Here is a 16069-nt window from a genome sequence, read left to right as displayed (position 1 = left end):
ATATGTTAATTGTTGATTGAAAGGCCGCCATGGGACATGAATCCATGGCGGTTCGTTTTTTGAGGTGAAGACATGCCAAGATCGGTGTTCATCCATAAGTGGAGCTTTTATCTTCCTTCGAACCAGAACCGCCAACGTAACTATTACAACGTGACCTACATTGCCACAAAACCCGAAGCGGAACGATACGGCGGACACTTTGAGCACGGTGATCTGGAAGTGGGCGATGATCCCCAGCCGGGATCAGCCGCCCACCATGCCGTTTATGCCCATGAGCGCCCCCAGAGCTCCGGGCTGTTTGGCCCAGATGACGACGAGGTCCCGCAACTCGAAGAGATTCAGAAGGAACTGCTCAATCACCAGGGGATTGTGTGGCGCTCCATCGTTTCCTTGCGGGAAGATGATGCGCAAGAGTTGGGATATACAGACCGGAAGTCTTGGGAGTTGGCCATTCGTCAAAGTATGGCGGATGTGGCGGAAGCGATGCGCATTCCACCAAGCAATTTGCGATGGACGGCCGCCTTTCATGCCAAGCAGGGACATCCCCATGTTCACCTGTTGATTTGGGAATCGAATCCCCAGATTCAACGGGGGAAGCTGAACGATGATCAGCTTAAAGAGGTTAAACGGTCCTTCATGAGGCCCATTTATCATGAAAAGCGACAGCGACTATATCAGGAAAAGGATGCCCTGCGTGACCTGCTTCGTTCCAGAGCCCGAGAAAGCGTTACGAGTTTCCTCCAACTGCGCAGAGAGTTGCGCCAGGCCCGCCTGGAGGTGCAGGCGCTGCATGGATTACCGGCAGGCATTCCGCCCGAAGCCACGCCGGAAGCTCTTCAGGAGTTGGGAGTGCAACTGGAGCAGTTGGCCAATCACATGCCTGGGAAAGGCCGGATTGCTTTTAAACTCATGCCGCCGGAGATCAAAGGGGAGGCATTGGCGATCAGCGACTGGATCCTCAAGCAACCGGTATTCGTTCAGAAGCTAGAAGAATATCTGGGTTCGATGCGGGAATTAACGCAATATCACCTGCTCGATGACGAGAAAAACGAAGAGAAGTTTGCGCAGGCAGAGAAGAACGCCTATGAGGATCTAAGAGTGCGGATTGCGCAGGAGGTATTAAAAGGGGCCGCCGAGTTAGAGAAGGTCCAACGGAACCTAGAGGCGGCAATGGAGGGAGAATTGCCGACGGTTCTGCGCGAAGAAGAATCAACCGCTGCTGCGGTGACCCAGCAAAACCCCGGGGCAGACGGTTCATTCAATACCCAAAATGTCAGTGAGGAGTCGAACGGTCATGGTGTGGATGCAAATTCACACCATGACCATTTTTTTGAGCCATTCGAAATCGAAAACGAAACGGAGACGGAAGATGGTTCCGACAGTGTAACCTTCGAGGAGAATGACGAGGAGGAGCGCATAGAGCAGGTTGCGGAAAATGACATCACGAACGACCGGGAGATCCGGCTCCATGGTCGACGCGCAGAGGAAGCCATAGCCAGATTGATGGAGGCGTCGGTTTTCACCTATCAGAGCGACCCGCCGCCAGTGCTTCCCGAGACAGAGGAGGAAAAACGATTTCTCGAACAGCAGATAAAAAGGGCATTGGCGGACGAGACGAAATGGACCGCTTATACCATGGCGGCAGCCGTAAAGCTGATGGGATACGAACGAGGAACCCAGGAGAAGGCGCTGAGAGGTTGGGTTGAACGGGCGGGTGTGGAAGTCGATGTAGACGGGATTTTGCGATGGGTTGAGGAAGATCCGAAACCACGAACGGCTTTGGAAAGACAGGTATTGGATCAACTGAGGAATGACGGCGTTCCGGAATGGCTGGTACAGGAATGGAGGGAAGACTGCTCCCCTACGGGATCATTAGACCGCACGATTCTAGCCCGTTTCCGGGAGGTTGGGCTGAATGACGAGGACATAGACCGGTTTTATGCGCTGGTGACCCCCAACGCTGCGCCACCAGAACCATTCAAGCGATCCCCTTGGCAGATTCGGATGGAGGCACGGACGACAACATTGCATCTAGCAGCCGCGCTTCGACAGGCCGGCTTTACCAGAGAGTTTCGAGAGCAAATCGTGCAGGGTTGGCGACAACGGACTGGGCAGCAGTTGAGTGAGGTTGAGGTCAGCCGCCTCTTGGAACGGGTTCGCGATTACAGCGCAATGACAGATCAAGAGCGAGAAGCGACGCCGCCGATGAGCCGCCGCGACTGGAACCGGTTATTGTATTCGATCGGGAAGGACAACATGGCCTATACCATCATTTCCGAGGCTTCCAGGGGAAAAGAACTTCCAACGGCATTGCAGGCAGAATTGGTCCGGGACTTACAGGGGGGCGTAGGGCCAAGGGCGTCCCTCTTTGCGATTTTGGAAGAACACCTTTCGAAGGGTAACTTGACCCAAACCATGCGCTCCGCTTTGGAAAACGGGATGCGGGCACTGACCCAAGAACGTCCTCCTGAAAAAATGTTGAGCAAATGGAACTGGGAAAGGCTGCGGGCTAATCTGGGGATTTCCGAGCAGGAGTTTTTGCGACCTTGGTTTTCCGTTCGCAAAGAAAAAATCGAACCATGGATGCAACGGATCCGGATGGATGAGGTGGATGCTCAGAAGGCGCTGGCTGCGCTGACCGGACCCGTAGGCTTTCGCTACAGCGCACCCTCAACAGCGAATCAAGATGAAAAACAGGGGAGCGCCGAGAACTACGAAGAGGAACGGAATTGGACGGCGCGGACCTGGTTGCGGGCCATGCGGGGACTGAATGCTAGCGAAACGGAACGGGAGGAAGCAGTCCAGAAATGGAACGCCGGTTTGGAAAAGCCGTTTACAGAGATGGAATTGCGGGACATTCTGGACCGCGCAGAGGTAAACGACCCTCCAGCAATGATCGGCCGAAAGACGTGGCGGAGATTGCTACATAACCTGAACATCCCCTATGTGCGCTCACCTTGGCAGGTTGAACCGTTGCGTCCTGGTCGGGAATGGGAACCGGGTGACGGGCGGAAGTTAGTCATTCATCCGCGAAGGAAGAACGAGGTGCTAGAGGAACTTGCCCAGGCGGAACGGTTCGTCTTTGAGCCGCCAAGACCTACAGCGGAGCCGGAAACGGACGAGGAGAACAGCCTGCTGGAAGAAGAACAAAATCAGGCGGTGCGGGAGGAACGGGAGTGGACAGCGGTCCAGTTGGCCAAGGTGGCGAGGCTGCTCGGGGTGGAACGGGAGACGCAGACAGAGATGGTTCGGAACTGGCTAATAAGGATCGGAGACGCCGGTGGGGAAGCAGAGTATTTCGTAGATCTTGCCAACAACCCTGCGCCGGCAAGGGCGCCCTCGGCGGAACAGACGCTGGCCAATTTGCGAGAGGCGGGTATTCCACGAGAAATAATCCAGGAGTGGGAACGGGCGATCTCACCGGTAGGGACCCTGGACGAGGCGACCCGGGCGTCCTTTCATGAAGCCGGAATCACAGACCGACACCTGGAGGCGATCCATGCGCTGGCCCAGGCCGGGGAACCCTTGGCGGAATATCGCCGGACCGGCGCCCAGGCGGTGGAAGAGGCCCGCTGGACGGCGTTGCATCTGGCGGCCGCCGGCAAGCAGTTGGGGATAACAGCGGAGAGCCGGGCGCGCTTGGTGCGCGAGTGGAACCAGCGGGCTGGCCGGCCATTGACCGAAAACGAAGTCACCCGGGCGCTGGCCCGGGTGAAGGATGCAGCATCGATGACGGAGGCGGAACGGGGGAAGGTCCGGGATCTACGGGGCGGCGACTGGCGACGGCTGCTGCGGAACATTGGCCGGGACCCATCGATGTATCCAGTGTTGCCGGCTGCGGCGGAGACAGGGATTTCCCAGCTAACCACCGAGGCGCAACAGCAGTTGATCGAACAGATGCAGGGGATCCAGGCAACCCCGAAGCAGCTTGTCGAGGTGTTGAAAGCGATCCCTCCGGATGCGCTGCCGGCGGCCATGCAGGAAGCGGTGACGCGGGCCATCGAGGACATAGAGAATCCTCGGATGCCGGCGCCGATGATGGGCAAGGGAGCATGGGAGCGGCTACGAAACAACCTGGGTCTAGCTGAAGCGTCGTTCTTGCGGCCCTGGTTCATCATCCGGGAGACGCAGCGAGAGCCCTGGATGGAGAAGGTGCGTCTCGATACGAAACAGGCGGAGACGGCGATCGCCAAGCTGGCCGCGCCGGAAGCGTTTCACTACGTGCCGCGGCCACCGGTGGGCAGCGAGGAGCCGGATGCGCAGCCCTGGAGCTACGAGGAAGAACGGGACTGGACCGTGCTGACCTGGGCGCGGGCGATGAAGGCCCTGGGCGTCTACGAGGGGCAGAGGGAGGCGGCGATCCGGAATTGGAACGTCCGAATCGACCAGCCGATCGCAGAAGCGCAGCTGCGGGAAATCCTTGACCGGGTGGAACTCAACGACACGCCGCTTATGATTAGTCGGGATAAATGGGAGAGAATGACGACAAATCTGGGGGTGATAATCTCATCGCCGTGGTCAGTTGAAGTGCCAGGATTTTTTCTTAGAAGGTTATGGTCTTCCGCGTGGCGGTCATTAGCCACGGAAAAGTCCAAGGTTGATGCAGAAAATGATCTAGCTGAATCTCATAAAAGAAGAAAGAAAAGAAAGAAAACGCAAGACATGGAGAAATCAAAATAAGACTAGGGGAAGAAAGAGGCCCGTTCTCTTTCTAAATGGTGTTATTTAGTGGGTGAATTATTTCAACGGAAATGAGTCTTAAGGAGAATCAGGTCATTTTATCTTGTGCGAAGCAACTTAGAACATTGATTAATGGACCTTTTCGAGACGTTTTTATCTATTGCAGTACTTAACTCGATATACAGGATTACAACCAAGCCGAACGCTAGTGATATATTCCACGAACGTTCGACTTGGTTGTTATTTTTTAAGGGCATTCTAGCATCGACCAGCCTACAGTCGATGCTCAACTTCGGAAAGATATTGACCGGATTGAATAAAGGATGAACCGGGATGATCGGCGCTGAGAGCTGTCGCCGGGGCATTGGCTATGTTCGATAGCAGGGACCACCTATGCATGGGTGGGAGCTGCAAACAACTTGGACTGCCCGAGGGGTCGTTTCTGCGGACTCGGTTAACCAAATCACGTAAATTTTACTTAACTACAAATTAATTTGTTGTAAAATGTCGTTCCCCTCAGTAGTTAGTTCATAAACATATGGAGTATCTTCAAGTCTTTTAACATAGCCTTTTTCAGATAACTCTTTGCATCTTCGTCCTATAAATTGTGATGTTCTATCTATTTCTTGTCCAATAAGTGATGCAGTAATTCTGTCTTTAAGCAGATTGTGCTTAAGGAAATAAATTGTTTGTAATATTTCAACTTCAACACTACTCACAACGGCTTTTCTGAGGTTATCTTGAACTTGTCTTATAAGGTCATGATTTACCTTTATTTCGACTACTCCTGAATCACACGCCCTACATTTCATTCTAAATTGCTGAAACATGTCTAATTCTTTAATTGAGTATTCTTGACCACAATCTTTGCAGACTATCTTTTTATTATTTACTAGTATGGACAAAACAAAACTCGTAAATTCGAAATCCCTTTGTTGGTAAAACTTATAATCAATGTCGTTTGGCTTTGAAAATTCTATTTTTTCGTAAGTACAAAGCCCGTAGTCAAAACAGTACAAATAATTGTCATCATTTCTATATTTGTTATCTTTTCGACCTTTCGAAGCTATTATACCTACTTTGTGTAAAAAGCCGTTAAATTCTAGTGATTCTAGAACATTATTAACTAATTCGCTTTCAGAATCTATTGTAAAATGACTCGTGGGTACTGTGTCTAAATCTTTAAAATACGTATTGTTTTTATGTGCAAGTCCGTATTTATTAGCCTGTGCTTTTCTTACCATAGATGACAGCAAACTCTCTTGAACTATTGCATCTATTTTTTCATCAAACACACCTTTTGTTATTCCTTGCTTTTTAAAATATACCCCGAGGATTTCTACATAATATTGTCTACTCGCTTCTTCTATTGCAGTGGGTGTGATGGTTTTACCATGTGATATATTTGATAACCAACAATAGTTAAGAATATGGCCAAGTACCCTAGTAACATTAATTGATGAATAAAAAAGCAATTTATAGTACAAGTCCATGGAATATTTAGTGTCAAAATACTGCTCGATGTTGGAAGAACAATAATGGTCTACTCGATTGTTAATTATTCTTTTTGTGTACTCAACAGCCAGGGTTTCTGCCGTTGATATGTTATTTTGCTTTCCATAAATATGAAACATATCAATGTATAATGACTCGTATTTTCCGGTATCCAAATCACCGTAGTAAATTCTACCAGGATAAGCCGCTATTTTTAAATTAATTTTGTCTTTACCAAGGTGATAAAATGGACTTACAATAGTGTTCACAAAGGATACCATATCGTTCTTATCCAATTCCGAAAAATCATCAATGAAAATATACATTTTTTTTCGAGTGCAAACGTCTAAAATGCCTTTAATAATGTCGATAATTTGACCAATGTTAAGATATCTGGCTAAAATATTAGAACTTTGTTTTTCGTTACTAAAAGACCGATTATTAGATATTTTTGCTTGGACCGGTTCATTAAACGCTATACTTAATTCTGCTAAGGTATCTTTGTTTATGGTTTCTTTTTGTTGACTAGAAAAAACCCTAGATATATTTATTAACTCTGGGTTTTCTACTGCTGCGTTAAGATTGTCTAATAGGTTGATTAAACGAGCATCCCTATACATATTTGCTATTTTTTCAAAAAAACCATAAGTCTCCTTTTGAAGTTCTTCTAACAAACTTTTTCTAAATTCACGTAAAAAAATACGTATTAAAAGTATTCTCCTTAAGTCTTCTTTGTTTAATACTTCTTGCAAACCAGTTAAATCACCTAGGTTTTCTACCTTTGCTTGATCATGTACGGACTTAGCGTTTATGTATACAGAAAGATCGGTTTTTAGCTTCTGAATTTCGTATTGTGCTCTAGAAAAGATTGTTGATTTTCCTGTTCCCATTCGACCTATTAAAAAAGTTGTTTTATTTTCTAGAACCTTTTTTAAAATACCTTTATTAGGAAGCATATCCACGTATAAGTCTTCTAATATGGCTGAGTTTTCATCATCGGTATCGTCCATGTTAAAGTCTGATGGTTTAATTCTGTGAAAAAGACGTAAAGATTCAACTGCATTCTGAAAACCATCGATATCCAATTCAATCTCTCCAATCATATTATAATTGCTTTTGTTAAGAGTATACTATGGGAAATACAAAAATAATGTCGAAATTTGCGGACGAATGGGAATAAAAGCACCTAAAATAAAAGAAATACTATCAAGCAGTAAAAATAGCCAGACAAGTACTTAGTTAGCCCTGCATACCTTCCCGAAAGGGGGGATGCGCATGGCTGTTTTTTGGCACTCTGGCCCGTTGCATGACAAACAACGAAAAGCCTGTTATCATTATCTCTGGCAAAAGTATCGGAGGGAAAAGATCAGTGCTGACAGGCATATACATCCGCGAATCGAAGGACGACGCATGGAACAAGAGCTACTCCATCGCATCCCAGATCCGGGCCTGCCGGGAAAAGGCCGGGAATGATGACATAAAAGAATACATCGACGCTCATGTGACTGGGGAAGTCTTAGAACGCCCGGGTCTGACCCAACTAAGAAACGATATAAAGTCCGGTTTAATTAACCGGGTTATTATGTACGATCCGGACCGAATGGCTCGGAAGCTCATGTTTCAGCTTATCGTTACCGAAGAAATCGAACGTTACGGCTGCGAGTTGGTCTTTGTCAACCACGACTATCAGAAGACACCTGAAGGCCACCTGTTCTATACGATGCGCGGAGCTTTCAGTGAGTATGAAAAGGCCAAGATCCGAGAACGAACTGGGCGTGGCCGCCGCGAGAAGATGCAGCAGGGGAAGGTGCTCCGCGACTTTCGCATCTTTGGCTATGACTTTGATTCGGAGAAGGAAAAGCTCGTCATCGATGAAGACGAAGCGGCCATTGTCCGGTTGATTTTCGACCTTTTTACTGTCCCAAACAAACTCGTGGCTGGTATCAACGGGATAGCAGTTTATCTAACCGAAAAAGGCATTCCTACAAAGCGAGGCTCCACCCGATGGCACCGCCAGGTCGTCCGTCAAATCCTCATGAATGAGACCTACACCGGTGTTTTCTATCAGAATAAATGGAACACAGAGGGAATGCACAAAAACAAGTTTTTGCCGGAAGACGAAAGATACCGTATGAAGCCTAAGCCGAAGGAACAGTGGATCTCGGTTCCCTGTCCGGAAATTGTCTCACAGGAGCAGTTTCAGCACGCTCAGAAGATGCTTTCAGAATCCCGCCGACGGTGGGCTGGCAGTCCAAGGCGCCAGTATCTGCTTTCCGGCTTGCTACGTTGTGGCCATTGCGGAAATACCATGACTGGTATGCAGGCTAAGAACTGGAACACCTATCACCTGGTGTACAGTGATGTTAAGAATACCGCCGGTGCAAAAAGCCGGGGCTGCGGATTCAAGATCCGTATCGAGAAGATAGAGGACTTAATTTGGACCACCGTTGTCGAATGGCTCAATGACCCTGAAAAGATCGCCGAGACAGCTAATGAGCAGCCGGCTGGAGATAATTATGAAGAGTTGGAACTGGAGCGTATCGACAAAGAGCTAGAGAAGCTGAAGCAGGCCAGAAAAAAACTCCTCAGCCTCTACTCCTTGTCTAGCGAGATCGGGGAGGAAGACCTGCTAAGCAACCTCCGGGAAATCAAAGACAAAGAGGCAAGACTTACGGAGGAGCGAGAGAAGCTCGCCAAACGGCTTGAAACCATGCAGACGACCGAGCGGACGACGGAAATCCTCAAGGAGGCCGCAGAGTACTATCTTCAGCATTCAGAGGAACTCTCGTTCGAGGACAAACAGACCATCCTCCGGACCATCATCCGGGAGATTAAACTTTACCGGGATATGAACGTCGAGATCTTCACGTTCTAGCGCAACTATTGACATTAGGAACGAAATTCTTATGCACCTTCGGGCCATGAAAAAGATGCGCGGCGAGGTCTCCCTCTATGACCCCATCGGCGTGGATAAGGAAGGCAACGAGATCACCCTCATCGACATCCTTGGCACCGATCCGGAATCGGTGTCCGATATCGTGGAAAACGCCCTGGAACAGGCCCGCCTGTTGAGCAAGCTGAAAAAGCTGAGCAAGCGGGAGCGCTACGTGATTGAACTGCGCTACGGTCTCTTGAGCGGCTGTCGGCAGACGCAGCGGGAGATCGCTCGGAATCTGGGCATCTCGCGGAGTTACGTGAGCCGAATTGAGAAGCGGGCGATTATGAAACTGATGTCTGACCTGGCCAGTAAGGCCTAAGACGGTTATAAAAATAAGGCGACAATAGAAAAAAGAGGCCACAAACCGTGTAGTGGTTGCGGCCTCTTTTTTTGGTGAGAAAGGTTGTCCTCCTGTTTTTTTTGGAATATAATGTTAGTTAATATACGTGCTGAATAATATAACGGTTCGTTAGCATCCTCAAAAGACGTGGCACTCGATTTTAGTCTTTTAGGTAAAAGGTGGAGATGAAAAGTAGTTTTCAAGAGGATCTTAATACCCATCATAGTTTTGAAACTGTTGTTGTGCAAAAGTTAGTGGCCACACTATCGACTATGGTGTATGTAAAAGTCAAACACGGCGATGAAGGATTAACATTCCATTACGTAGAGTTTGAGTCTACGTTTGGAAACTACTTTGCAGCATATAGTAACGAAGAGGGGAGATTGGTGTACTTTATGCTTGCTCCTGATTCCTTTCCTGTCTTTGTCGTTGTCGACCCCTTAGATCCACCGGGATAATTTTATTGATTCATTATTTTGAACAAGATTACGGCTGATTCGAGGTGGGACCATGGCGATGATCATCGACCGTTTTGAAGGCTCTTTTGCTGTTGTCGCAGCAGATGGAAAAGGGACCATCAACATTCCTAGAAAAGAGATTCCGGCTGGAGCGAAGGAAGGCGATGTGCTCCGACTGACCGACGGGAAGTACGAGGTGGACACGGCAGAAACGAAAGGCCTCCTTGAGAAAGTGAACAAACAGATGGAGGATTTTTGGTCATAAAGCCTCTTTTGTGGGAGCCGTAAGGTCCTCCGTTGTGAGGACGGAACGGTCTAGCCACATTGGACATAAAAAAAGCCGCCGAAGCGGCCAGGGGAAGAGGCAAAAGGTTGATCAAGAGCTAGAAACAAAAGGTGAAATCAAAGGGTAGGAACGATGCGGCAAGGCGCAATGTCTACGGGCAGCGGATCCAGAGGTTCATATCCTCATAACCGCCGGCGATATGGCAGTTGTTGATCAGGCGACCGCAGAAGCGGTAGCCGAGTTTGTAGAAGACCCGGTTGATCCCCAGGGAGCGGGCGCGGGCCAAGGTGTAGAGCAGATAGGGATCTTTTCGTTGCGCCAGTGGTTCGAAGAAGCCGATCAACCGCTCCGTCAGGGAGAGACCGCGATAGGCATCCAGGGTGGCGCAGTCGGTGATTTCACACCGGCGCCACCGGTTGTCCGGGTAGGCCGCCGCCACGCTGACCAGTCGCTCGCCCTCAAAGACGCCAGCGAAATGGCAGCCTTTTGCCATAAGTTCGGCAATGTAGCGCGGGTTCTCGACCGGTGTCGGGTAGGAGCCGAAGACGGTTTGCATTAGGTGGGAGATGGCAGCGCTGTCGACAGGAGAGAGCAGTTCAGTGTGCAAGCCCTCCGGTAGCGGCGTCGGCGGGCGGACGGGCGCCTCCTGAATGATCTGAAGCAGTTTGTCTTCCACGGCGATATATTCGGAGCGGCCACGCGTTGGCCGGAGGTAGTGGACCAGGATGACCGTCGGTTTGGCAAAGGGATCTTCTGGCATACGGCCTTCCTCGACAAACCCTGAAGCCAGGAATTCAGCAACATCCTTGGCGAAGGCCCAGAGCCAGATCTTTTCGAGGCCCTGTTCGCGGGCCAGTGCGATCCAGTGCTCGACCAGGCGGGCAGGGTTGCTCGCCCGGGGGCCGCGAAGCATCTCGATGATATGGATCCCCTTGCTGACAGGGGTGCGGAAGTGTTTAATGCCGCGGGAGAGATCGCACTGATACAGGTAGTAGGGGCGGATGCGCATCCGCACGAGCTTTTGGACGAGATTTTTGATCGTGACGGGGCAGTCGTTGACGCCTTTGAGCAGCACCGACTGGTTGCCCAGCGGGATGCCAGCGTCGGCCAGTAAGGCGATGGCCCGTTCTGATTCGGCGGTGATCTCCTTGGGATGGTTGAAGTGGGTGTTCAGCCAAATGGGATGGTGCTTGCGGAGGATGCTGACCAGTTCCGGTGTGATTCGCTGGGGCATGACCACCGGCGTCCGCGTGCCGATGCGGATGATTTCCACATGGGGGATCTGCCGGAGGGAGGAAAGCAGGAATTCGAGCATCTCATCGCTGATGCAGAGGGCAGTCGCCCCCTGACAGGAGCACGTCGCGCACCTCGGGATGGGAGCGGATGCAGTGGAGCGCGAGCATGAGGTCTTTTTTGCTGCGCGGCTTGTCATGAGCGCTGGCAAAGCGACGGCGGGTGCAGTGGCGGCAGTACATGGTGTGACGAGCAACAGGACGCGGTCCGGGTCGCGGTGCGTCAGTCCGGGAACCGGGGAGTCGCCCTCTTCGTGCAGTGGATCTTCCTGATCGGCGGCAGAAAGGGACAGTTCATGGAGCGAGGGGATCGCCTGTTGGCCGATGGGGCAGTTGGGATCGTCCAGGTCGATCAGGGAAAAGTAGTAGGGCGTGATGGCCATGCGGAAGTGTTTCAGGCAGCGTTCCACAACTAGCGTTGTTTCTTCGGGGGCAAGTTCCATGCGGGCTCGCAGTTGGTCCAATGAGTCGATGCGATTGGCCATCTGCCAGCGCCAGTCGTTCCAGTGTTCGGGGGTGGCCACGGGCCAGAATTGTTTGCTTATTGCAGTCATTCCCATCCTCCTTGTATTCAATTGAAAAAGAGCAAAACAAAAAACTCACGCTGTGTGTACCAGCGTGAGTCCTCGTTTTCATGGGGGGTCTGAGAGGTCATACGAAGAGGGCTTCATACGGGGGGAGATGCGAAAAGCGGGGGATAGCGACAAAGCGATTCAATCGGCAAAAAAGCAAGGAAAAGCGCAATAAACAACCCATAGGGCAACAAGCCCCCAAAAGAGGTGGTCTCTCACTGCGGCGCTTACGAAGTTAGCTGACGGATTCGGGCCGGAGAGACGCCGGTTGCCTATGGTTGGTTGCCTGTGGTTACCTAGGTTACAGGCACCTTTGAAAGAATATCCGCTTGTTCGAACGAACGATATAGATGTATAATTAATACATCGAGGACGCAAGGATACCGATGGACGCTGGATAGCGTTGAGATCCCATTGCGAGAAATCCAAGCTAGCACACAGAAAATAATGTGATAAAAAGCACAAACGCAAAAACAGCGTCATATCGAATCCTTTAGGTGATCTTTGATTTCAACGGGACGCCGACTCCACGGGGAATCAGAAAAAGGGGATGAAACAATGCAGATTAAAAACAAGCTACTCGTCAGTTTTGTCGTCCTGACGGTGATCTGCGCCGGCGTTCTCGGTGTCCTGGCTGGTATGAGGGCGGATGATGCGCTCACCCGGGCAGCCGTTCAAGACAGCGAACACATCACCGAATCGATCGAGGGCATGGTGGGCATCCGCCAGGCGGCGCTGGAAGAACAACTGAAGCGCAACATGAAAGAGGCCCAAAAGAAATTGGCTGACATGGGCGAAGTCCGTCTGGAAGTCGGTGAGCCCACGCAGGTCGGCACCTATTCATTGCCAGCCTTGTATGCCGGCAATCAGCGGTTGACCCTCGATACGGCCTTCGTGGACATGCTCCAGGAAACAATCGGCGGGACGGCGACGGTCTTTCTGCTGCGTGATAATGAGTTGGTGCGTGTGAGCACGAACGTACTCGACAAAGAGGGGAGGCGTTCTGTCGGCACCTCGATCAAGAGCGATTCCCCCGTTTACCAGGCGATCCTGCGCAAACAGCCTTTCCAAGGCCGGGCCTTTGTGGTGACAGGTTGGTACATCACGGGGTACACCTCGTTGATGGACAGGCAGGGAAAAGTGGTAGGCGCCCTCTATGTGGGTGTCAAGGAACAGGATCCGATCCTGGAAAAAGCCATCGCCGACATCAAAGTTGGCCAGAACGGCTACGCCTTTGTGATGGATACGGCCGGCGATTTTATCATCCATCCCACCTTGAAAGGCAAAAACGGCAACGACCTGCCTTTTATCCAGCAGATGATCAAAGAGAAAAACGGCAAGATGGAATACGAGTATGAAGGAAAAAAGAAGCTAGCTATCTTCCGTTACTTTGAGCCCTGGGACTGGTACATTGTCGCCAGCGTCGATATGGACGACCTGCGCGCCGAGGCGTCCCGCCTGATCATGACGCTCATCATCGCCGGTCTGGTCATTGCCGGAATCGCAGTGGCTGTCTCGCTGACATTGGCTAACTCCCTCGTCAAACCGATTTACCGGCTGAAGGCGTTTATGGAGACGGCGAGCCAGGGTGATCTGACGGTCCGCTCAGACATCAATGGAACCGATGAGATCGGGGACCTCTCCCGAAGTTTCAACCTCATGATCACCGCCAATCATGATGTGATTCAGGGCCTGCGCAGCGCCGTCGACCAGATGAACCTGTCGACGGAGCAGGTCGCCCAGGCGGTTGAAAGCGCCAATAATGGGATGGCTGAGGTTTCCGCTGGCGTGGAAGGGGTGGTCCGTGATGCCATTCATAACGCTGACTCCTTGAAAGAGGCGGGCAAAGGATCCGATGAGGTAGCGAAAACGGCCCAGCATGTGGCCGAATCGGCCACATCAGCTTCCCATGACAGCGCCGTTGTCAGCGAAGAGGCGGCAGAGGTGTTGAAAACGATGGACCTGGTCGCCGGTACGGTGGAAGACCTGGACACCAGCCGCCGCGAGATCGCCGGCGTCGTCGGGCAACTGGTGGAGGCGACCGAGGGCATCGCCGGCTTCGTCAACATCATCACCGGGATCGCCGAGCAGACGAACCTGCTCGCCTTGAACGCCGCCATCGAGTCGGCCCGGGCCGGCGAACATGGCCGCGGCTTCGCCGTCGTTACCGAAGAGGTGCGCAAGCTGGCGGAGCAGTCGGGAAAATCAGCCCAGGAGATCGTCAATGTCATCGCCGATATGCAGGCGAAGACCCGCGACGCCGTGGTGATGAGCGACAAAACAGGGGAACAGATCGTCTCCACAGCCGCTCAGGTGCAAGTCATGACGGCAAAGGTTCAATCGATCGTGGCCGCCGTCGGCCGTGTGAACAGCCAGATCCAGGAGATCGCCGCCGCCGCTGAGGAACAGTCGGCCTTGAGCGAGGAGATGACGGCCACCATCGGCGACCTCTCCGGTTCTACCCAGACCTCCGCCGCTTTGGCCCAGCAGATGGCGACAGGGGTGCAACTCCAGGCGAGCACCTTGCAACAGATCGGGGCGACGATGGAGGAACTCGATAAGATGGCTGCCGACCTGCTGGAGAAGATCAAGAAGTTCAGCGTATAAGCGTTTAAGGGTATAAGTGTATTCAAAGCGTATAAACCAATCAGCGTAGAAGCCAAATTATAAGCGAGCATGATACCACTCAAGAGAATGACACCCAAGCCTTTTCTGGTTTGGGTGTCATTTTTTCAAAGAAGGGCGCCCATAAACGGAAGGGGCACTGGCTAACCAGCTTTTGACCCCAGGGACGCTTTGCGGAGCAAGCGGCAGAGCCGTTCCATTCCCGCCTCGATCGATGCCTCAGGGACATTGGAGAAGTTCAGCCGCAGGCAGTTAGGTTCGGGATGGCTGGCGTAGAAGGGCGCGCCCGGGACAAAGGCCACCTTCGCCTCGGCAACGGCTTGCGGCAGCAGCGCGCCGGTGTCGACGCCGGCCGGAAGGCGCACCCAGATGAACATGCCGCCCTGGGGCTTTGTCCAATGGGCAGCGGAGCCAAGGTGACGGCTGAGGGAATCGAGCATGACTGACGCCCGGCTGCCATAGGCCTGGCGCAGCGCTGCCAGGTGGGCGGGGAAGTCGAAGGCGGTCATCATTTCTGCCAGGGCGGCTTGTACGAAGGTGCCTGTATGCAAGTCGGTTGACTGCTTTAACAGCACCAACCGGGCGATAAAGGCAGCGGGGCCGAGCACCCAGCCGACGCGAAAACCGGGGACCACCGTCTTGGAAAAGGAGCCCAGATGGATGATGGCGACATCGGTCTCTGCGCTGCTGCCACCGGCGAGGGACCAGAGGGACGGTTGCGCTTCCCCGGTGAAGCGGATCTGGCCGTAAGGGTCGTCTTCCACGATGACGACGCCGTAGCGGCGGGCCAGTTCAATCACTTGCTGGCGCCGCGCCAGGCTCATGGTGATGCCGGTAGGGTTCTGAAAATTCGGGATCGTGTAGAACAATTTGGCCTGGCCCCGGCTGAAGGCTGCCTCCAATGCAGTCGGGTCGGGGCCGTCGTCATCGAGGGGAACCTCCGACAACCGGGCCTGGCAGCCTTGGAAGATCTGCAACGCGCCCAGGTAGCCCGGTCGCTCAACGATCACCTCATCACCGGGGTCGAGGAGGCTGCGGGCGATCAGATCAAGCCCTTGCTGGGAACCAGAGACAGGCAGGACACAGTCGGGCGTGACGCCATATTGCTGTGCGATATAGGCCTTCAAGGGCAGCCACCCTTCCGTCGGGCTGTATTGCAAGACGCTGAGGGAATCGCGGTCGAGGACAGTTTGGGTGGCCTGCCTCAGCGCATCGACAGGAAACAGGGCGGGTTCAGGCAGGCCGCCGGCGAAGGAGAGGATGTCCGGGGCTTGGGTCACCTTCAGGATCTCGCGGATCGCCGATGCTTTCACCGACTGCATCCGCTCGGCGTAAGGGAAGGGCATCTTTGGACACTCCTTTCGTCATGCGAAACCGGTTCGCC

General features: G+C 52.2%; 7 protein-coding genes and 1 pseudogene. 5 read left to right on the top strand and 3 right to left on the bottom strand.

The features are described from left to right. Positions 1-72: 72 nt before the first annotated feature. Positions 73-4680: a MobP3 family relaxase gene (gene mobP3 / locus AC0CW1_RS08710; RefSeq protein WP_488182677.1), complete on the top strand. Its 4608-nt coding sequence runs from the start codon at positions 73-75 to the stop codon at positions 4678-4680. Positions 4681-5162: 482 nt separating this feature from the next. Here the strand turns inward: mobP3 and AC0CW1_RS08705 are convergent, their stop codons facing one another. Beyond that, positions 5163-7259 carry a hypothetical protein gene (locus tag AC0CW1_RS08705; protein ID WP_488182676.1) on the bottom strand — a complete coding sequence of 699 codons (2097 nt, stop codon included), beginning with the start codon at positions 7257-7259 and terminating at the stop codon, positions 5163-5165. Positions 7260-7543: 284 nt separating this feature from the next. Here AC0CW1_RS08705 and AC0CW1_RS08700 point away from each other — a divergent pair, with 284 nt between their 5' ends. From AC0CW1_RS08700 to AC0CW1_RS08690, 3 genes and pseudogenes are all read left to right on the top strand, one after another. Then, positions 7544-9049 (top strand): recombinase family protein, encoded by a 1506-nt coding sequence (locus tag AC0CW1_RS08700; RefSeq protein WP_488182675.1) that lies wholly within the window; start codon positions 7544-7546, stop codon positions 9047-9049. A 13-nt stretch (positions 9050-9062) separates the two neighbouring features. Next, a pseudogene (locus AC0CW1_RS08695) lies at positions 9063-9431 on the top strand (sigma-70 family RNA polymerase sigma factor); the annotation flags it as partial. A gap of 531 nt (positions 9432-9962) precedes the next feature. Further along, positions 9963-10175, top strand: coding sequence for a DUF3006 domain-containing protein (locus AC0CW1_RS08690; RefSeq protein WP_488182674.1), 213 nt, complete (start codon positions 9963-9965; stop codon positions 10173-10175). A gap of 172 nt (positions 10176-10347) precedes the next feature. On the opposite strand, the gene AC0CW1_RS08685 is transcribed toward AC0CW1_RS08690, so the two are convergent. Next, on the bottom strand, positions 10348-12042 hold the full coding sequence (locus tag AC0CW1_RS08685; protein WP_488182673.1) for a KamA family radical SAM protein: 1695 nt from the start codon (positions 12040-12042) through the stop codon (positions 10348-10350). A gap of 576 nt (positions 12043-12618) precedes the next feature. Here AC0CW1_RS08685 and AC0CW1_RS08680 point away from each other — a divergent pair. Then, entirely contained in the window at positions 12619-14667 is a 2049-nt protein-coding gene (locus AC0CW1_RS08680) for a methyl-accepting chemotaxis protein (protein WP_488182672.1), read from the top strand. Positions 14668-14828: 161 nt separating this feature from the next. Here AC0CW1_RS08680 and AC0CW1_RS08675 read toward each other — a convergent pair whose 3' ends face one another. Then, positions 14829-16031: an aminotransferase-like domain-containing protein gene (locus tag AC0CW1_RS08675; protein ID WP_488182671.1), complete on the bottom strand. Its 1203-nt coding sequence runs from the start codon at positions 16029-16031 to the stop codon at positions 14829-14831. Positions 16032-16069: the final 38 nt, after the last annotated feature.

This window comes from Heliomicrobium sulfidophilum, from assembly GCF_057715735.1.
The sequence above is the reverse complement of the archived record's forward strand: the minus strand, read 5'-3'. Positions and strand labels throughout refer to the sequence as shown.